Source organism: Thauera sp. 2A1 (assembly GCF_009469595.2).
Classification (GTDB): Bacteria; Pseudomonadota; Gammaproteobacteria; order Burkholderiales; family Rhodocyclaceae; genus Thauera.
The window spans coordinates 65,229-84,613 of record NZ_SSXV01000017.1; the positions used below are offsets into that span (position 1 = coordinate 65,229).

General features: G+C 65.6%; 20 protein-coding genes. 17 read left to right on the forward strand and 3 right to left on the reverse strand.

Features of this window, described 5'->3' with window-relative positions:
• The first annotated feature begins 12 nt into the window (after positions 1–12).
• The 17 genes from tsf (at position 13) to GH664_RS15400 (ending at position 16,178) form a co-directional block, all read left to right on the forward strand.
• Positions 13–918 (forward strand): translation elongation factor Ts, encoded by a 906-nt coding sequence (gene tsf, locus GH664_RS15320; protein WP_153168954.1) that lies wholly within the window; start codon positions 13–15, stop codon positions 916–918.
• 10 nt (positions 919–928) lie between these two features.
• Positions 929–1,642 (forward strand): UMP kinase, encoded by a 714-nt coding sequence (pyrH, locus tag GH664_RS15325; protein ID WP_153168955.1) that lies wholly within the window; start codon positions 929–931, stop codon positions 1,640–1,642.
• Between the two features lie 33 nt (positions 1,643–1,675).
• On the forward strand, positions 1,676–2,233 hold the full coding sequence (frr, locus tag GH664_RS15330) for a ribosome recycling factor (protein ID WP_153168956.1): 558 nt from the start codon (positions 1,676–1,678) through the stop codon (positions 2,231–2,233).
• A gap of 47 nt (positions 2,234–2,280) precedes the next feature.
• A complete protein-coding gene (gene uppS / locus GH664_RS15335; RefSeq protein ID WP_194270423.1) occupies positions 2,281–3,078 on the forward strand; it encodes a polyprenyl diphosphate synthase in 798 nt (265 codons plus the stop codon).
• A complete protein-coding gene (locus tag GH664_RS15340; protein ID WP_153168957.1) occupies positions 3,071–3,892 on the forward strand; it encodes a phosphatidate cytidylyltransferase in 822 nt (273 codons plus the stop codon). The genes uppS and GH664_RS15340 overlap by 8 nt, the downstream gene beginning before the upstream one ends.
• Positions 3,893–3,912: 20 nt before the next feature.
• Entirely contained in the window at positions 3,913–5,106 is a 1,194-nt protein-coding gene (ispC, locus tag GH664_RS15345) for a 1-deoxy-D-xylulose-5-phosphate reductoisomerase (protein ID WP_153168958.1), read from the forward strand.
• 4 nt (positions 5,107–5,110) lie between these two features.
• On the forward strand, positions 5,111–6,478 hold the full coding sequence (gene rseP / locus GH664_RS15350) for an RIP metalloprotease RseP (RefSeq protein ID WP_153168990.1): 1,368 nt from the start codon (positions 5,111–5,113) through the stop codon (positions 6,476–6,478).
• Between the two features lie 8 nt (positions 6,479–6,486).
• Positions 6,487–8,850 (forward strand): outer membrane protein assembly factor BamA, encoded by a 2,364-nt coding sequence (gene bamA, locus GH664_RS15355; RefSeq protein WP_153168959.1) that lies wholly within the window; start codon positions 6,487–6,489, stop codon positions 8,848–8,850.
• 35 nt (positions 8,851–8,885) lie between these two features.
• Complete coding sequence (locus GH664_RS15360; protein ID WP_153168960.1) at positions 8,886–9,386, forward strand: OmpH family outer membrane protein; 501 nt, start codon at positions 8,886–8,888, stop codon at positions 9,384–9,386.
• Positions 9,387–9,401: 15 nt separating this feature from the next.
• The gene (gene lpxD / locus GH664_RS15365; protein WP_153168961.1) at positions 9,402–10,436 is read left to right on the forward strand and encodes a UDP-3-O-(3-hydroxymyristoyl)glucosamine N-acyltransferase; all 1,035 of its coding nucleotides are present in this window, start codon (positions 9,402–9,404) and stop codon (positions 10,434–10,436) included.
• A 2-nt stretch (positions 10,437–10,438) separates the two neighbouring features.
• Positions 10,439–10,876, forward strand: coding sequence for a 3-hydroxyacyl-ACP dehydratase FabZ (fabZ, locus tag GH664_RS15370; RefSeq protein ID WP_368857356.1), 438 nt, complete (start codon positions 10,439–10,441; stop codon positions 10,874–10,876).
• Positions 10,873–11,643: an acyl-ACP--UDP-N-acetylglucosamine O-acyltransferase gene (gene lpxA, locus GH664_RS15375; RefSeq protein ID WP_153168963.1), complete on the forward strand. Its 771-nt coding sequence runs from the start codon at positions 10,873–10,875 to the stop codon at positions 11,641–11,643. The genes fabZ and lpxA overlap by 4 nt, the downstream gene beginning before the upstream one ends.
• 4 nt (positions 11,644–11,647) lie before the next feature.
• Positions 11,648–12,823, forward strand: coding sequence for a lipid-A-disaccharide synthase (gene lpxB / locus GH664_RS15380; RefSeq protein ID WP_153168964.1), 1,176 nt, complete (start codon positions 11,648–11,650; stop codon positions 12,821–12,823).
• Positions 12,796–13,383, forward strand: a complete 588-nt coding sequence (gene rnhB / locus GH664_RS15385; protein ID WP_153168965.1) for a ribonuclease HII — start codon at positions 12,796–12,798, stop codon at positions 13,381–13,383. The genes lpxB and rnhB overlap by 28 nt, the downstream gene beginning before the upstream one ends.
• Positions 13,380–14,192 carry an RNA methyltransferase gene (locus GH664_RS15390; protein WP_153168966.1) on the forward strand — a complete coding sequence of 271 codons (813 nt, stop codon included), beginning with the start codon at positions 13,380–13,382 and terminating at the stop codon, positions 14,190–14,192. The genes rnhB and GH664_RS15390 overlap by 4 nt, the downstream gene beginning before the upstream one ends.
• 61 nt (positions 14,193–14,253) lie before the next feature.
• Complete coding sequence (yaaA, locus tag GH664_RS15395) at positions 14,254–15,039, forward strand: peroxide stress protein YaaA (RefSeq protein WP_153168967.1); 786 nt, start codon at positions 14,254–14,256, stop codon at positions 15,037–15,039.
• Between the two features lie 8 nt (positions 15,040–15,047).
• The gene (locus GH664_RS15400) at positions 15,048–16,178 is read left to right on the forward strand and encodes a M14-type cytosolic carboxypeptidase (RefSeq protein WP_153168968.1); all 1,131 of its coding nucleotides are present in this window, start codon (positions 15,048–15,050) and stop codon (positions 16,176–16,178) included.
• A 106-nt stretch (positions 16,179–16,284) separates the two neighbouring features.
• Here GH664_RS15400 and hpnE read toward each other — a convergent pair whose 3' ends face one another.
• The 3 genes from hpnE to hpnC are packed head-to-tail and all read right to left on the reverse strand — an operon-like array spanning position 16,285 to position 19,287.
• The gene (hpnE, locus tag GH664_RS15405) at positions 16,285–17,607 is read right to left on the reverse strand and encodes a hydroxysqualene dehydroxylase HpnE (protein ID WP_153168969.1); all 1,323 of its coding nucleotides are present in this window, start codon (positions 17,605–17,607) and stop codon (positions 16,285–16,287) included.
• Positions 17,608–17,611: 4 nt separating this feature from the next.
• The gene (gene hpnD, locus GH664_RS15410; RefSeq protein WP_153168970.1) at positions 17,612–18,445 is read right to left on the reverse strand and encodes a presqualene diphosphate synthase HpnD; all 834 of its coding nucleotides are present in this window, start codon (positions 18,443–18,445) and stop codon (positions 17,612–17,614) included.
• Positions 18,442–19,287 carry a squalene synthase HpnC gene (gene hpnC / locus GH664_RS15415; RefSeq protein ID WP_153168971.1) on the reverse strand — a complete coding sequence of 282 codons (846 nt, stop codon included), beginning with the start codon at positions 19,285–19,287 and terminating at the stop codon, positions 18,442–18,444. Before hpnC ends, hpnD begins: the two co-directional genes overlap by 4 nt.
• Between the last annotated feature and the right edge of the window lie 98 nt (positions 19,288–19,385).

The window sequence follows — 19,385 nt, forward strand, 5'->3', positions numbered from 1 at the left end:
TCAGGAGCTAGCATGGCGGAAATCACCGCAAGCATGGTCAAGGAACTGCGCGAGAAGACCGACGCGCCGATGATGGAATGCAAGAAGGCGCTCGCCGAAGCCGCCGGCGATATGGCCAAGGCTGAGGAAATCCTGCGCGTCAAGCTGGGCAACAAGGCCTCCAAGGCGGCTGCCCGCATCGCCGCCGAAGGCATCGTCTGCGTCAACGTCTCCGCCGACGGCAAGCTCGGCTCGATCATCGAAGTCAACTGCGAGACCGACTTCGTCGCCAAGAACGATGACTTCCTGGCCCTCGTCAAGAACTGCGCCGAACTGGTCTCGACCAAGAACCCGGTCGACGTCGCCGTGCTGTCGGCGCTGCCGCTGGGCGAAGGCACGGTCGAGTCGACCCGCGCTGCGCTGGTTGGCAAGATCGGCGAGAACATGTCGCTCCGCCGTTTCGTCCGCGTCGAGGCGAAGGGGCAGCTCTACTCGTACATCCACGGCGGAGCCAAGATCGGCGTGCTGCTGGACCTGGTCGGCGGTGACGAGCAACTCGGCCGTGACATCGCAATGCACATCGCTGCCTCCAAGCCCAAGGCGCTGGACGCCTCCGGCGTGTCGCAGGACCTGATCGACGCCGAGCGTCGCATCGCCATTGAGAAGGCCCGTGCCGACAACAAGCCGGAAGCGATGCTCGAGAAGATTGCTGATGGCACCGTGCAGAAATTCCTCAAGGAAGTGACGCTGCTGGCCCAGGTGTTCGTCAAGGCCGAGGACGGCAAGCAGACGATCGAGCAACTGCTGAAGGCCAAGGGCGCCTCGGTGGCCAGCTTCACGCTGTACATCGTTGGCGAAGGCATCGAGAAGAAGGTTTCCGACTTCGCCGCGGAAGTGGCCGAGCAGGCCGCCGCCGCTGCCGCAGCCGCGCAGAAGTAAGGAGTCCGATGTGTCCGCCGCCTACAAGCGCATCCTGCTGAAGCTCTCCGGTGAAGCCCTGATGGGCGACGACCCTTACGGCATCAACGAGGAGGTCGTCACCCGCATCGTTTCCGAGGTCGCCGAGATCACCCGTCTCGGCGTTCAGGTGGGTGTGGTGATCGGCGGCGGAAACATCTTCCGTGGCATGAAGGGCGCTGCGTCCGGCATGGACCGCGCCACCGCGGACTACATGGGCATGCTGGCAACGGTCATGAACGCGATGGCGCTGGCTGACGCGATGCGCCGCATGGACGTCGAGGCGCGCGTGCAGTCGGCGCTGCGCATTGACCAGGTCGTCGAGCCCTACATCCGCGGCCGCGCGATCCGGCACCTCGAGGAAGGGCGTGTCGTCATCTTCGCTGCCGGCACCGGCAACCCCTTCTTCACCACCGACACCGCAGCTGCGCTTCGCGGCGCCGAAATCGGTGCCCAGATCGTGCTGAAGGCGACCAAGGTGGATGGCGTGTACACTGCGGATCCGAAGAAGGACCCCAGCGCCAAGCGTTATCATCGCATCAGCTTCGACGAGGCCATCGGTCGCAATCTGGCGGTTCTGGACGCGACGGCCTTTGCCTTGTGCCGCGACCAGAAGCTGCCGATCAACGTGTTCTCGATCTTCAAGCCGGGCGCGCTCAAGCGCGTCGTACTAGGCGAGGACGAGGGCACGCTGGTGCATTCCTGAGCCGCCCGTCGAACCCAATTCGAGGAAGCACGCATGATTTCCGAACTCAAGAAAACGGCCGAGCAGAAGATGCAGAAGTCGATCGAGGCGCTGAAGGCGGATCTCGCCAAGGTGCGGACGGGTCGCGCGCACACCGGTCTGCTCGACCACGTGATGGTCGAATATTACGGCTCGATGGTGCCGGTCAACCAGGTGGCGAACATCACCCTGATCGACGCCCGCACCCTGGGTGTCCAAGCCTGGGAAAAGAACATGATGGGCAAGATCGAGCGCGCGATCCGCGATAGCGACCTCGGCCTCAACCCGGCCAACATGGGTGAAATACTCCGTGTGCCGATGCCGGCGCTCACCGAAGAACGCCGCCGCGACCTCACCAAGATCGTTCGCCACGAAGGCGAGACGGCCAAGGTGGCCGTGCGCAATCTGCGCCGCGACGCCAACCAGCACCTGAAGGATGCGGTGAAGGACAAGACGATCTCCGAGGACGACGAGCGTCGTGCCCAGGACGACATCCAGAAGTTGACCGACAAGGCGGTTGCCGAAATCGACAAGCTGCTGGCGCAGAAAGAACAGGAACTGATGCAGATCTGATCCCTCCGGATCGGCTGTTCCCATTGGGGCACGCGAGGAGGCGAATCGTGGCAAAAGCAGGCTTCACCAGCTCGACGCGGGATATTCCAGCGGTTTCAGGCATCCCGTCTCACATCGCCGTCATCATGGATGGAAACGGCAGGTGGGCACGCAAGCGCTTCCTGCCGCGCGTGGCCGGGCACAGCCGCGGCGTGGATGCACTGCGTGAAGTGATCCGCGCCTGCATGGATCGCGGCGTGGCCTATCTGACGGTGTTCGCGTTCAGTTCCGAGAACTGGCGCCGACCGGTGGAGGAGGTGTCCTTCCTGATGCAGCTCTTCATGAAGTCGCTGCAAAAGGAAGTCGAGCGCCTGCACCAGAACGGCATCCGGTTCCGCGTCGTCGGCGACCTGTCGCGTTTCGATCCCTCGCTGGTGACGATGATCCGCGACGCCGAGACGCTGACCGCCGGCAACACCCGCTTCAATCTCACCGTGGCCGCCAACTATGGCGGGCGTTGGGAGATTATCGACGCGGTGAACAAGATGCTCGAGCGCAACCCCGACAAGCGCTCGGGTTTCACCGAGGATGACCTCGCGGCGGGGCTGTCGACGCATTTTGCGCCGGAGCCCGATCTTTTCATCCGCACCGGCGGCGAGAAGCGCATCAGCAACTTCCTCTTGTGGCAGCTCGCCTACGCCGAACTCTATTTCACCGACACCCTGTGGCCCGATTTCGGCGCCGAGGCGCTGGACAAGGCCATCGAGTCCTATCGGACGCGCGAACGCCGCTTCGGGCGCACCAGCGAGCAACTGACCGAGCAGGGCGGCGCCGGTGGCGCAACGCCCGCGGGGCGTCATGCTTAAGGCGCGCGTCCTCACCGCGATCGTCCTCCTTGCCGGGCTCCTGTCCGCCTTGCTGCTGTTGCCAGCAGCAGGCTGGCTCGGCCTCTGCGCGCTCGTGTGCGGCGGGGCAGCGTGGGAATGGGGCGGGCTCGCTGGTTTCGGCACGCGCCCGCGCGCAATCCTCGCGCTGAGCTTCGGCCTGATCTGCCTTTCTGCGGGTTTCTGGCTCGGACTGGCAGCCGATCGCCCGCTGGCAGCCTCGCAACTCGGCGGGTTCTATCTCGTCAGCGCGATCTTCTGGATTGCAGTGATCCCGCTGTGGCTCACACGCAAATGGAAGCTGGCCAGCTCACTTGCCGCCATCCTCATCGGCGCCGTCGTGCTGCTGCCGCCCGCGCTCGCGCTCGCACATCTGCGCCTGATCGATCCTCGGGTGCTGCTTGCCGCCATGGCAATCGTCTGGGTGGCCGACATCGCGGCCTACTTCTCCGGGCGAGCGTTCGGCCGCCACAAGCTCGCGCCCTCAATCAGCCCGGGCAAAACCTGGGAAGGCGCCGTCGGCGCGGCCGTGGGCGTACTGATCTTCGGCTTTGCACTGTCGGTTTCCCTGAACGTGCCGGCGCCGGTAGGGTGGGGTGGTTTCGCCTTCGTGCTGGTCGGTTACACCGCGGTGAGCATCATCGGTGACTTGTTCGAATCGCTGCTCAAGCGGCAAGCCGGCCTCAAGGACAGCGGCAACCTGCTGCCCGGCCATGGCGGCATCCTCGATCGCATCGACAGTCTCACGTCCACCTTGCCCATCGCCGGCCTGGCGGCCCTGTGGTGGGCACGCTGAATCCTGCCGGGCTTCACCTCATGTCAGACACTCCTCACCAGCGCATCACCGTCCTGGGCGCAACGGGCTCGATCGGTCTCAGCACGCTGAACGTGATCGCACGTCATCCTGAGCGGTTTTCCGTCTTCGCGCTGACCGCGCAGCGCCAGGCCGACAAGCTGCTCGAGCAATGCCTGCAGTTTTCGCCGCGCTATGCGGTGCTCGGCGACGAGAACGGCGTCGCCGCGCTGCAGGCTGCGCTGGCTGCGGCGGGGAGCCGGACCGAGGTGCTTACCGGTGTGGACGGGCTCGAATATGTGTCTGCGCACGCCGACGCCGACGCGGTGATGGCCGCCATCGTGGGTGCCGCCGGGCTGCGGCCGGCGCTCGCGGCCGCGCGCGCAGGCAAGAAACTCATGCTGGCCAACAAGGAAGCGCTGGTGCTCTCCGGCCAGCTCTTCATCGATGCGGTGAGCGCGAGCGGCGCGGCGTTGTTCCCGATCGACAGCGAACACAATGCCATCTTCCAGTCCTTGCCTGCAGGCTATGGGCGTGATCCACGCGCGGCGGGGGTGCGAAGGGTGTTGCTGACTGCCTCGGGCGGACCGTTCCGCACGACGCCGGTCGAGCAACTCGCGGGCGTCACGCCGGAGCAGGCCTGCGCGCACCCCAACTGGGTCATGGGGCGCAAGATTTCGGTCGATTCGGCGACGATGATGAACAAGGGGCTCGAAGTGATCGAGGCTCACTGGCTGTTTGGCGCGCGCGCCGATCAGATCCAGGTCGTCGTGCATCCGCAGAGCGTGATCCATTCCATGGTCGACTACGTCGATGGCTCGGTGATCGCGCAACTCGGCAATCCGGACATGCGCACGCCGATCGCCCACGCGCTTGCCTGGCCGCAGCGCATCGATGCCGGAGTGCGTGCACTCGACCTGTTCGAGATCGCGCGGCTCGACTTCGAACGCCCTGATTTCGAACGTTTCCCCTGCCTGGCGCTGGCCTATCAGGCGCTTCGGGCGGGCGGCAGCGCCCCGGCGGTCCTGAACGCCGCCAACGAGGAAGCCGTGGCTGCCTTCCTCGACGGCGGCATCGGCTTTCGCCAGATCGCAGAGGTCATCGAGAGCACGCTGGAACAAGTGCCGTCCTTGCCGGTCGATTCGCTGGATGCGGTGCTCGCGACCGATCTGCGGGCGCGCGAGCATGCCCGCGTCGAGATCCGCCAGCGGCAATGACACGATGAACCTGTTCGACTACCTGATTCCCTTCGCGCTCGCCCTCGGCGTCCTGATTCTCGTCCATGAGTTGGGACATTACCTGGTGGCACGCGCCTGCGGGGTGAAGGTGCTGCGCTTCTCCATCGGCTTCGGCAAGGCGCTGCTGGTCCGCCGGGCCGGCCGCGACGGGACCGAATGGGCGATTGGAGCCTTCCCGCTGGGTGGCTACGTCAAGATGCTCGACGAGCGCGAAGGCGAGGTCGCGAGCGAGGAGCTGCACCGCGCGTTCAACCGCCAGACCGTCTGGAAGCGGTTCGCCATCGTGGCTGCGGGCCCGATTGCCAACTTCCTGCTCGCGATCGCGCTCTACTGGGGAATGTTCGCAGTCGGCACCGCCGAACTGAGGCCGCGCATCGCGCTCGGCGATATGACGACGATCGCCGCGGCTGCGGGCCTGCGCGACGGTGATCTCGTCGTCGCAGTCGACGATGAACCCATCCGTAGCTGGCAGGAGCTGCGCTGGGCTTTGCTGAAATACGCCGTCGATGGCCGCAGCGTCGTACTGCATGTCAGGACCCTCGAGGACGTCGACGCCTTCCGTACCCTCGACCTGCGGGACGTCGACATCGACGACGGACGCAGCGATCCGATCGGCCGCATCGGTCTGCGCCCATGGAGACCCCAGATCCCGGCCGTGATCGGCCGGCTGGTGGCCGGCGGTGCCGCGGAGCGTGCCGGAATCAGGGTGGGCGACGAAGTCAAGGCCATCGACGGCGAGGCGCTCGCCGGCTGGACTCAACTCGTCGACCGCGTGCGGCATGCCGCCGGGCGCGAGCTGCGCCTCGACGTCGAGCGTGCGGGCGAAAGGCTCACCTTCAATCTCACGCCAGACCTGGAGACCGACAACGGCCACCAGGTCGGCCGCATCGGCGTGGGTGTTGCAGATCCCGGCATCACCGGCGGCCCCGAGCTTTTCGCCACCGTGCGCTATGGCGTAGTCGAGGGGTTGACCAAGGCGGTGCGCCAGACGTGGGAAACCAGCGTGCTCAGCCTGCAGATGATCGGCAGGATGCTGCTTGGTGAGATCTCGTGGAAGAACCTCTCCGGACCGGTCACGATTGCGGACTATGCAGGCCAGACGGCCCAGCTCGGCCTGGCGCATTACCTCAAGTTCGTGGCGATGATCAGCATCAGCCTGGGCGTCCTGAACCTGCTGCCCATCCCGGTGCTGGATGGGGGGCATTTACTGTATTATGTTGTGGAAATCATCAAAGGCGGGCCCATTCCGGAGCGCATCATGGAGATCGGTCAGCAGATCGGCCTGGCGCTCCTCATCATGCTCATGGCCTTCGCCTTCTACAACGACATCAACCGACTAATTTCCGGCTGAATACCCGAATGAATCGCAAGCTCCTGCCCGGGCTCGTCATGGCCCTGTTTGCCGCTGCGCCGGCGTTCGCTTTCGAGCCCTTCGTCGTCAAGGACATCCGGGTCGAGGGCATCCAGCGCACGGAAGCGGGCACGGTCTTCAATTACCTCCCTGTGCGGGTCGGCGATCGCTTCGACGAATCCCAGGCTGCCGACGCAATCCGGGCTCTTTTTGCCACCGGCTTTTTCAGTGATGTTCGCATCGAGGCAGAAAACGACGTCATCGTTGTCGTCGTGGACGAGCGGCCTGCCATTGCGCAGATCGATTTCGTCGGCGTCAAGGAGTTTGACAAGGAGGCCCTGAAGAAGGGCCTGCGAGACGTGGGTCTCGCCGAGTCGCGTATCTTCGACCGCTCGCTGCTCGAGAAGGCCGAGCAGGAACTCAAGCGCCAATACCTGTCGCGCGGCAAATATTCAGCGACGATCACCACCACCGTGACGCCGCTCGAGCGCAACCGTGTCGGCATCAACTTCGCAGTGGACGAGGGCGACGTCGCCAAGATCCGCGAGATCAGGATCGTCGGCGCCAAGGCGTTCGACGAGGACGACCTCATCGCTCAGATGCAGCTCACCACCCCGGGCTGGCTGACGTGGTATACGAAGAACGACCAGTATTCGCGCCAGAAGCTGTCTGCCGACCTGGAAACGCTGCGCTCCTATTACCTGAACCGCGGTTATCTCGACTTCAACATCGATTCGACCCAGGTCTCGATCACGCCGGACAAGAAGGACATTTTCATCACCCTGAACATCACCGAGGGTGAGAAGTACAAGGTGACGGGCGTGCGCTTCACCGGCGACCTCATCCTGCCCGAGTCGGAATACCTCGCCATGGCGAAGATCAAGCCGGGCGAGACCTTCTCGCGTGAGAAACTCACCGAAACCACCAAGGCGATCACCGACCGGCTCGGCAACGAAGGCTACGCATTCGCAAACGTCAATGCGGCGCCCGAGGTCGACAAGGAAAAGCACGAAGTCGCCTTCACCGTCTTCGTCGACCCGGGGCGGCGGGTGTACGTGCGGCGCATCAACGTCGGCGGCAACACCAAGTCGCGCGACGAAGTCGTCCGCCGCGAAATGCGGCAGATGGAGGGCGCCTGGTACGACGCCGCCGCGATCAACAAGTCGCGTACCCGCGTCGACCGCCTGGGCTACTTCGACGAAGTGACCGTCGAGACGCCAGCGGTGCCGGGAACGACCGATCAGGTGGACGTCAATTTCAACGTCAAGGAACGTCCGACCGGCAACCTGATGCTCGGCGCGGGCTTCTCCAGCGCTGACAAGGTGGTGCTGTCGGCTTCAATCTCGCAGCAGAACCTCTTCGGCAGCGGCAACGCGCTCACCCTCGGCTTGAATACGAGCAAGATCGGCCGCACGCTGGCGTTGTCCTTCACCAACCCGTACTACACCGTCGATGGCGTCAGCCTGGGCTGGGATCTGTACCACCGGACTTACGATCCGACGCAGAGCTACAACATCTCGCCCTACAAGACGGTGTCGCAGGGCGCCGGATTGCGCCTGGGCTACCCGATTGCAGAAGACGACCAGATCAACTTCGGCCTGACGGTCGATCGGACGCGAGTCACGACGTTCACCAACAGCCCGCTGCGCTACAAGGAATTCTGTGTCGATTTCGGCTGCAAATCAGGCAGCACTGATCCTTCCGATCCCGACTATGGCGTGGGCGATGTCACCGTCAACAGCCTGGTAGCCAGCGCCGGCTGGGCGCGCGACACGCGCGACAGCGTGATCTATCCGCGCAAGGGTGTTTATCAGCGAGTGTATGGCGAAGCGGCGGTGCCACCGGGCAAGCTGAAATACGCGAAGGTGAGCTACCAGTACCAGCACTGGTTCCCCTTCGGTCGCGACTATGCGTTGATGCTGAATGGCGATGTGGGCTGGGCGAAAGGCTTCGACGGCAAACCGGTGCCTTTCTACAAGAACTTCTACGTGGGTGGCATCGGATCGGTTCGCGGTTACGAGCAGAGCTCGATTGGTGCCAAGTTCATCGACACGAACGGCGATCGTACGTCGACGGGTGGTACGCGCAAGCTCGTCGGCAACGCAGAGTTTTATTTCCCGCTGCCGGGCTCAGGCACCGACCGCTCCTTCCGCGTGTCCGCCTTCCTCGACGCCGGCTATGTGTGGGGTAATGATCCGGACACCGGTGAGCAGGAGAAGATCAAGCTGAGCGACTTGCGCTACAGTACGGGCCTTGCCTTCTCGTGGAGCTCACCGGTGGGCCCGCTGAAGTTCAGCCTGGGTTTCCCGCTCAAGAAAGAGAAGGACGACAAGACGCAGCGCTTCCAGTTCCAGTTGGGCAGCGTGTTCTGATAGCGTCATCGAAAGCGCAATTTCTGGAGGTTTTTGTGAAAGTCAGCACCCTCACCCTGGTCGCAGCAGCACTGCTTGGCATTTCTCAGGCTGCCACCGCGGAAACCAAGATCGGTTTCGTCAATTCGGACCGCGTGATGCGTGAGGCCGGGCCGGCGGTGCGCGCGCAGCAGCGGCTGGAGAAGGAATTCGAGAAGCGCGACCAGGAACTGCAGCGCATGGCCAAGGATCTGCAGGCCATGCAGGAAGATCTCGAGCGCAATGGCTCGAGCATGGCCGAGAACGACCGCCGCACCAAGGAGCGCGCGCTCAACGACCTCAATCGCGATTTCCAGCGCAAGCAGCGTGAGTTCCGCGAGGACCTCAACCAACGTCGCAACGAGGAACTCGCCTCAGTGCTGGAGCGCGCCAACCGCTCCGTGAAGCAGATCGCCGAATCCGAGAAGTTCGACATCATCTTCCAGGAGGCGGTGTACGCCAGCCCGCGCATCGACATCACCGACAAGGTCATCAAGGCCCTGTCCGAAACCAAGTAAGCATCGGTCGCGGACATGTTCCGGCTCGACGAACTGGTTGCACGACTCGGAGGTGAGCTCGTCGGTGACGGCGCACTGGTCGTTCGCCGCGTGGCAACGCTCGATCAGGCTGGGGAGGGCGACCTCGCCTTCCTCGCCAACCCGAAATACCTGTCCCGCCTCAAGACGAGCACGGCGGCGGCGGTGATCGTCGGCCAAAAGTCGCGCGATGCGGTCACCGATCGTCCGCGCATCGTCACCGAGGATCCCTACCTCTACTACGCGCGCGTCGCTTCGCTCTTCAACCCGCCGCCCGCGGCGGTGCCCGGTGTTCATCCGCTGGCGTCGGTGTCGTCGACGGTACCAACCTCCGTCCAGATCGATGCGGGCGCGGTGGTGGAAGCCGATGTCCAGATCGGTGAGGGCGTGGTGATCGGCGCCGGCTGCAGCGTCGGCCGCGGCTCGAGCATCGGTGCGGGCACCCGGCTGGCGCCGCGCGTCGTCGTGTACCCGGGGTCAGTCATCGGTGCCAACTGCATCCTGCAGTCGGGCGCCGTCATCGGTTCGGACGGTTTCGGCTTCGCCCGCGAGAAGGACGGACGCTGGGTCAAGATCCCGCAAATGGGTCGGGTCGTGATCGGCGACGACGTTGAGATCGGCGCCAACACGACCATCGATCGGGGCGCGCTCGACGACACCGTGATCGGCCGCGGCGCCAAGCTCGACAACCAGATCCAGATCGCCCACAACGTGCAGATCGGCGAGGACACCGCCATCGCCGGATGTGTCGGCATCGCCGGCAGCACGACTATCGGCGCGCGCTGCATGATTGCGGGTGGGGTCGGCATCTCCGGGCACCTGACGATCACCGACGACGTCGTCGTCTCGGCTGCGACAGTGGTCGTCAAATCCATCCACAAACCCGGCGTGTATACCTCGACGCTGCCGCTCCAGCCTCATGCGGACTGGGTGAAGAACTTTTCGCACCTGCGCCATCTCGACGCCCTCGCCGAGCGCATCCGCGCACTGGAGCAGGACGTGCAGCGCCTTTCAGACAAGAATCCAGGCTGAACATCATGGACATCAACGAGATTCTCCAGTACCTGCCGCACCGCTATCCATTCCTGCTGGTGGATCGCGTGCTGGAGATCGAACCCGGGAGCCGCATCCTGGCGCTCAAGAACGTGACGATGAACGAGCCGTTCTTTCCGGGGCACTTCCCGCACCATCCGGTGATGCCCGGCGTGCTGATCATCGAGGCGATGGCACAGGCCGCTGCCCTGCTGTCGTTCAAGAGCACTGGCGTGAAGCCGGACGAGAACAGCGTGGTGTATTTCGCCGGCATCGACAACGTGCGCTTCAAGCGCCCGGTGGTACCCGGCGACCAGTTGCTGTTCGACATGACCATCACCCATGCCAAGCGCAACATCTACAAGTACAAGGGCGTTGCGCGCGTGGGCGACGAGGTCGCCACCGAAGCCGAACTGATGTGCGCGATCAAGAATCTATGATCCACGCGACTGCCATCGTGCATCCCGGCGCCCGACTCGGCGCGAACGTCGAGGTCGGCGCGTATTCGATCGTCGGCGAGCATGTCGAGATCGGCGACGGCACGCGCATCGGCCCGCATGTCGTGGTCGAAGGCCACACCCGCATCGGTCGCGACAACGAGATCTTCCAGTTCTGCTCGATCGGCGCGCAGCCGCAGGACAAGAAGTACGACGCCGAGCCGACGCGCCTGGAGATCGGCGATCGCAACACGATTCGCGAATTCTGCTCGTTCAACGTCGGCACCAGCCAGGACGCGAACGTCACGCGCATCGGTAACGACAACTGGATCATGGCCTACGTGCACGTCGCGCACGACTGCCTGGTGGGCGACCACACGATCTTCGCCAACAACGCGACGCTGGCCGGCCATGTGCATGTCGGCGACTGGGCGATCCTCGGCGGTTTCACAGGCGTGCATCAGTTCTGCCGCGTCGGCGCGCACAGCTTCTGCGGCGTCGGTACGGTGCTGCTGCAGGACCTGCCGCCCTTCGTGACCGTCTCCGGCAACCCGGCCAAACCGCACGGCATCAACAGCGAAGGGCTGCGCCGCAGGGGATTCACCGCCGATGGCATCGCTGCCATCAAGCGTGCCTACCGTGCGCTGTACCGCTCCGGCCTGTCGCTGGACGAAGCGCGTCTGCGCGTGGCCGAGATCGCCGCGGAACAGCCCGAAGTGTCGTCATTCGCGGAATTCATCGCCGAATCCGGCCGCGGCATCGTCCGCTGATACCATGGCAGTGCGGATCGCCATGGTTGCCGGGGAGGCCTCCGGCGACCTTCTCGCAAGTCATTTGATCCGCGCGATCAAACGTCACCTGCCGGATGCAGAGTTCTTCGGCATCGGCGGCCCCAAGATGCAGGCCGAGGGCTTCGATGTGCGCTGGCCGTGCGAGCTGCTCGCTGTCCATGGCTACGTTGACGCCCTGAAGCGCTATCGCGAGCTCTCCGGCATCCGCAAGACCCTGCTGTCGCAGATCCGCCGCGAGCGCCCAGCCGCTTTCATCGGCGTCGATGCCCCCGATTTCAACCTGTGGCTCGAGGGCAAGGTGAAGCGGGCGGGGATGCCTGCGATCCATTTCGTCAGCCCGTCGATCTGGGCCTGGCGTGGCGGCCGCATCAAGCGCATTGCGCAGTCGGTGACGCGCATGCTCTGCCTCTTCCCGTTCGAGCCGCAGATCTACGATCGCGCAGGGGTACCGGTCAGCTACGTCGGTCATCCGCTCGCGGACGTATTCCCGCTGCATCCGGATCGCGCCGCGGCGCGCGAGCTGCTGGGCCTGAATGCGGGTCGCAAGGTGATTGCGCTGCTGCCTGGCAGCCGTCAGTCCGAAGTGCGCAACCTTGCCGACACCTTCATCACCACCGCCAAGCTGCTCCTCGCGCGCCGATCCGACATTACCTTCCTTGTGCCGCTCGCAACACGTGAGACGCGCGCGCTCTTTGAAGAGGCGATACATCGCAATGATGTCGCCGAGTTGCCAATCCGCATGCTGTTCGGCCACGCGGTCGAGGCGATGACCGCCGCAGACGCGGTCCTGGTGGCGAGCGGCACCGCAAGCCTGGAGGCCGCGCTGCTGAAGCGGCCGATGGTGATCACCTACCGCATCGGCAAGTGGCAATACCGCCTGATGAAGCGTCTGGCCTACCTGCCCTGGGTGGGGCTGCCGAACATCCTGTGCAACGAGACGATGGTGCCGGAACTGCTGCAGGACGATGCCTCGCCGGACAAGCTCGCCGACGCCCTCGAAGCCTGGCTGGTGGATACCGCTGCCGTGGCACACGTGGTGGAGCGCTTCACCGAGTTGCATCTCACCTTGCGCCAGAACACCGCGGAGAAGGCGGCTGCGGCCATCCTGCCCTACCTCACCGGAAGTGACGAATGGAAGTTGTCCCGGCAGCCAGCCTGATCTGCGGAGTGGATGAAGCAGGGCGCGGGCCGCTGTGCGGCCCGGTGGTCGCGGCAGCCGTCATTCTCGACCCGGCGCGGCCGATCGAAGGGCTGGCCGATTCCAAGAAGCTGACGGAGCGCGCGCGCGAGCGACTTGCGCCGCTGATCCGTGAGCGGGCGCTGGCCTGGGCGGTGGCGGAAGCGACGGTCGAGGAGATCGATCGGCTGAACATCCTGCATGCGACGATGCTGGCCATGCAACGCGCGGTCACCGCGCTGCGTGTCGCTCCTCACGAGGTGCGCATCGACGGCAACCGCTGCCCGGCCTTGCCCTATCCCGCGCGCGCCATCGTCAGGGGGGATGCCACCGAGCCGTCGATCTCGGCCGCATCCATCCTCGCCAAGACGGCGCGCGACCAGGCCATGCGCACCCTGGACCTGGCCTTTCCGCATTACGGGCTCGCCGCGCACAAGGGCTATCCGACCGCAGCGCACCTCGCTGCGATCGAACGCCACGGCGTGGCGGACTTTTACCGTCGCAGTTTCGCGCCGGTGCGGCGCATCGTCGAAGCGCGATGAGGCCGGTCAGCTCACGCGACAATCCGCTCGTCAAGCACCTGCACGCGCTTGCCACATCCGCGCGCGAGCGGCGCAAGGCCGGCGAGACCCTGCTCGATGGTGCGCACCTGATTGCCGCCGCGCTGGATCACGGCTTTCCGTTGAAGCGGGTCGTGTTCTCCGACAGTGCGGCGCAACGCACCGAAGCGGCAGACCTGCTCGCGCGCGTGTCGGGAAACGTCGATTGCGTGAGCCTGAACGACACGCTTTTCGCGCACGTCAGTCCGGTCGACTCGCCCTCCGGCATCCTGGCACTGATCGACATCCCGGCCCAGGCTCAGGACGCGGCGCAGGTGCCCACTGGCAATGTCGTCGTGCTGGATGGCGTGCAGGATCCCGGCAACCTGGGCACCATCCTGCGCACCGCCGCCGCCGCCGGCGTCGCAGATGTGCTGCTCACCGCGGGCTGCGCGCAGGCATGGTCGCCCAAGGTCTTGCGCGCAGGCATGGGAGCGCATTTCGTTGTCCGCATCCGCGAGCACGCCGAAGTGCTGTCCGTTCTGCGTGCTTTTTCCGGTGTCAAGCTCGCCACCGCGCTCGCGCCAGGCGCACGACCGCTCTATGAGCTTGATCTGGCCGCTCCGGTGGCGTGGATGTTCGGCGCGGAAGGGCAGGGGCTGTCACCCGCCTTGCTGCAGGCGGCCGACGCGCTGCTGACGATCCCGATGCAGGAAGGCATCGAATCGCTCAACGTCGGTGCCGCCGCCGCAATCTGCCTGTTCGAACAGCGCCGGCAAGTCCTCGCCGCACGCTCGTCCGCCGCACGCTAGTCGGCCGCAGCGGCCGGTTTGCTACCATCGCAGCCACTCAGTCCATAGATCGTCCGAGCTCATGATCCTCGTCATTTCCCCAGCCAAGGCGCTCGATTTCGAGACCGCACCCGCGACCGCCGTCCATACCCAGCCCGATTTTCTCGATGACGCGCAAACGCTGATCGAGATCCTGCGGCAGCGTTCGCCGGCCGAGATTGCCGAGCTGATGTCGCTGTCGGACCCGCTCGCGACTCTGAACGTGGCTCGCTACGCGACCTGGTCGCGTCCTTTCGATCGGGAAAACGCCAAGCAGGCGGTGCTCGCCTTCAACGGCGACGTCTACGAAGGCCTGTCAGCGACCACTTTGAGCGATACCGATCTTGCCTGGGCGCAGGATCACCTGCGCATCCTGTCCGGCCTCTACGGCGTGCTGCGCCCGCTCGACCTGATGCAGCCCTACCGCCTAGAGATGGGAACACGGCTCGGCAATCCACGCGGCAAGGATCTGTATGCCTTCTGGGGCGAGCGCATCACCGCCGAACTCAACGGCTTGCTTGCCCGTGAGGCCGAGGATGGCGGCGTGCCGGTGCTGCTCAACCTCGCCTCCGACGAATACTTCAAGTCGGTGAAGGCGAAGGCGATCAAAGGCCGCATCGTCACGCCGGTGTTCGAGGACTGGAAAGCCGGCCGCTACAAGATCATCAGCTTCTACGCCAAGCGCGCGCGCGGCCTGATGAGCCGTTTCGTGATCGAGCGCCGCATCGACGACATCGAAGCGCTGAAGGCGTTCGACAGCGAGGGCTACGCCTTTGCCGCTGACGCCTCCGAAGCCGACAAGCTCGTCTTCCGCCGTCGTCTTGACTGAGGGTCGTCATGCGCATCAGCTCAAACTTCGATTCCGGTGCCATCGAGGTCGTCAGCCTGGACGACCCGCAGGACATCCGCCTGCGCCTGCGCGCCGACAACGCAGCCGATTTTCGCCAGTGGTTCCACTTCCGCCTGCATGGTGGCGCCGGGACTGCGTTGCGCATGGTGTTCGAAAACGCGGGCGAGGCTGCCTACCCTGACGGCTGGCCCGGCTACCGCTGCGTGGCATCCTACGATCGCCGAACCTGGTTCCGCGTCTCGACGACCCGCTATGAAGACGGCAAGTTGATCGTCGACCACACGCCGGAGCGGGATACGATCTACTACGCGTATTTCGAGCCTTACTCCTTCGAGCGCCATCTCGCGCTCCTTGGCCGCGCCGACGCATCGCCCTTCGCCAGGTTGCGTAACCTCGGTGCAACGGTGGAAGGCCGCGACCTGGACATGATCGTGGTCGGCCAAGTGGCACCCGGGCGCAAGCCGGTGTGGATCACCGCGCGCCAGCATCCCGGCGAGACGATGGCGGAATGGTTCGTGGAAGGCCTGCTCGAGCGCCTGCTCGATCCCGCGGACGCGGTGGCGCGCAGGATTCGCGAGCATGCGGTGCTCTACATCGTGCCGAACATGAATCCCGACGGCGCGGTGCTCGGCAACCTGCGCACCAATGCCGCCGGGCGCAACCTGAACCGCGAGTGGCGGGAGCCCGATCCGGTGACGAGCCCCGAGGTCTTCCTGGTGCGCGCTGAGATGCAGCGCACAGGCTGCGACCTGTTCCTCGACATCCATGGCGACGAGGCGCTGCCCTACGTGTTCTTTTCGACCGCGGAGGAGGTGCCCGGCTTCACTTCAGACGCCGCGATCCGCCAGGCGCGGTTCGTCGAGTGCTTCGCGACAGTGTGCCCGGACTTCCAGACCGAAGAAGGCTACAAGCCCGGACGTTTCGGCGAGGAACTGCTCACGCTGGCCAGCAAGTGGGTGGCGAACCACTTCGGCTGCGTGTCGCTGACGCTGGAGATGCCGTTCAAGGACAACGCCAATCTGCCCGACGAGCAGACCGGCTGGAGCGGCGCCCGCAGCAAGCTGATGGGCGCAGCGATGCTCAATCCGGTGCTGCGACACCTGTGTGACGATCGCTGAGGCGGCGGGCCGGTGTCACGACGTGTACGAGCGGACCTGGCCGCGATTTCGTTCGCCGGTCGCGGCTAGGTCCGCTCCTACGGGGCTGCCTCCGATCCGCAGATATTCAGGACGCAACGGCGCCGCCGCCGAAGATGGCCTGCGCGCAGGCAACGCCGGAGCGCACTGCCGACTCCAGCGTCGCCGGGTAGTCGGAGTCGACGTAGTCGCCGGCCAGCCACAGACCGGGGAGCGGCGTGCGCATGCCGGGGCGGAAGATGCCCGGTCGGCAGGCGATGGTGGCGCGTTTCTCGACGATGACCTGCGACCATTCCGGCGCCGGCAGGCGACGCCCGAGCTGGCGTTCGAGCTGGCCGTGGGTGGCCAGGATCAGCTCGTCGCGCGCCAGTTGCTCGTGCGGACCGCTGGCGCTGATCACACAGGCAATGAGGCCTTCCGGGCCGCCGAGCCGGCCGCGGTCGAAGGCCCATTGTGCCGGACCGGCCGTGCTGCCGCTCACCAGCCCGATCATCGCGTAGGGGAGGTGCTGGCCTCGGCCCAGGGCCAGATAAACCGTCACGATTGGTTCGTGGGGCAGGGCGTCGATCTGTGCCGCGAGCCGGTCGCAGGCCCCGGTCGAGGCCAGCAGCGGCGCGGCATGGTAGGGCGCGGTCGCCAGCACCACCTGCTGCCAGGGCTGGCTGCCGGGGTCGCCTTCGAGGCGGAAGCCGCCGTCGACCGGCTGGATCGCGGTAATGGCATTGCCGGTGCGCAGTCTGCCTCGGCGGGTGGCGAGAAAGCGCGCGGCAGGAACGGGAAATAGCTCCGAAAGATCGACGCGCGGAATCAGCAGCTCGCTGGCGGCCGCGCTGGACGCGAGGCTGTCGCGCAGCACGTTGGCAAAGACCTGCGCGCAGGCCTCGGCGATCGGCGTGTTGAGCGCCGCGACGCACAGCGGCTCCCACACGAGCTGGATCAGGTTGGCCGTCTGGCCGGTTGTCCGCAACAGATCCGCCACCGTGGCGCCCGGCGCCACACGAAAGCCATCGCGCTTCAGGGCGCGCATCAGGCGCAGCATCGCCAGCCGGTCGCTCCAGCTCAGGCCCTGTGCCCGCAGCAGGCCGACCGCGAGATGGAACGGCGCGGGGAGTGCCGCCGCGCGCAGATGCAGTCGACCGGGCACATGCAGGGTCAGCGGCAGATGTTCGAGCTGGCGCGGCGAGCCGCCGGTGAGCCGCAGCAGACGGGTCAGCTCGGCATAGGCGCCGATCAGGATGTGCTGTCCATTGTCGACGCGCCAATGCGGGTCCTTGTGCACCACGCGTGCGCGCCCACCCAGCGTATGCGAGCGCTCGAACACGGTGACATGCACGCCGCGGCGCGCGAGTTCGACCGCGCAGGCGAGCCCGGCATAGCCGCCCCCGATGACCGCGACCGCCGGCACGCTCATCGGCTCAGCCCTTGAACCAGGTCGTGCCCGCCAGCCACACCTTGCGCAGCGGCGTCAGCGAGGTGCGGCGATCCAGCACCTGGAAGCCGTCCGCGGCGATCTCGCGCAGCAGCGTGCGGTAGATGGCCGCCATCACCAGGCCCGGGCGCTGCGCCTTGCGGTCGACGGCCGGCAGGTAGGCGAAGGCCTGCTCGTAGAACTGCTCGGCACGCTGCGCCTGGAATTCCATCAACTGGCGGAAGGCGTCTGAATGGCGCGCCTCCAGGATGTCCTTGGCGGGGACGTTGAAGCGCTGCAGATCTTCCATGGGCAAGTAGATGCGGCCACGGCGCGCATCCTCGCCCACGTCGCGGATGATGTTGGTGAGCTGGAAGGCAAGCCCGAGGTCGTGTGCGTATTTCAGCGTCTGCCGATCCTGGTAGCCGAAGATTTCGGCCGCCAGCAGCCCCACCACGCTCGCGACCCGGTAGCAATAGAGCTGCAGACCCTTGAAGTCGAGGTAGCGCGTCTGCGACAGGTCCATCGCCATGCCGTCGATGATCTCGAGCAGTTGCTCCTGCGGCAGGTTGAAGGCGGGCGCGACGTCCTTGAGCGCGTGGCCGACCGGGTGGGTCGGGGTGCCGCCATACACCCGCGCGACTTCCTGGCGCCACCATTCGAGCTTGGCCTGGGCGATGGACAGGTCATGGCATTCATCGACCACGTCGTCGACTTCGCGGCAGAACGCATACAGCGCGGTGATCGCCTGCCGACGCTCGGGCGGCAGGAACATGAAGCTGTAGTAGAAGCTAGAGCCGCTCTTGGCGGCCTTCTGCTGACAATAGTCGTGGGGATTCATGCCGGTTTCCAGTTGAGAGCCCGCCAGCCCAGGCGCAGCCAGTCGCGCTTGCCCAGCGCCGGCCGTTGCCGGAAGACGTCGTAGCCCACCGCTTCGATGCGTTCGAGGATGCGCAGCCCGCCGAGCACCACCAGGCGCAGCTCCCAGCCGATGCGGCCGGGCAGTCGGGTCGCCAGCGGCGCGCCTTCCAGCATCATCGCGCGCGTGCGCTGCACCTCGAAGGCGAGCAAGGCGCGCCAGTTCGCGTCGATGGTGGCGCTGCCTGAGCACAGCCCGGCGATCGTCGCTTCGTCGACGCCGAAGCGCGCCAGATCGTCCTGCGGCAGGTAGATGCGGTTCTTGCGCCAGTCGAGGGCGACATCCTGCCAGAAGTTGATCAGTTGCAGGCTGGTACAGATGCGGTCGGACAGCAGCAGGTTGTCGGGCGTGGCCGCCCTGTAGAGATGCAGGAGCAGCCGGCCCACCGGATCGGCCGAGCGCCGGCAGTAGTCGCGCAGTTCGCCAAGGTCCGCATAGCGCGTCTTGCCCACGTCCTGGCTGAAGGCGTCGAGCAGGTCGCGCAGCAATTGCACCGGCAGCCGGTGTTCGCGCACCGCGCGTCCCAGGCGGTCGAACATCGGCGCCAGGCTGGCATCTCGCACCGCCTCGCCGCGCTCCATCGCATTGAGCGCGATCAGGTAGTCATGCAGCCGCGCCAGCCGGGCTACCGGCTGCGCATCGCCTTCGTCGGCGACGTCGTCGGCGCTGCGCGCAAAGTGATAGATCGCCTCCACCGGCTCACGCAGCGAAGACGGCAGCAGCACGGATGCGACAGGAAAGTTTTCGTAGTGGTCGACGGGCATGGGGCAGCGGCACGGCGGCTGGCACGGGCCAGGGAGGTTTGGCGCGTGCAAGGCGCGCGGAGTATAAGCGAAGAACCCGTTCGGGCACTTTTCGCTGG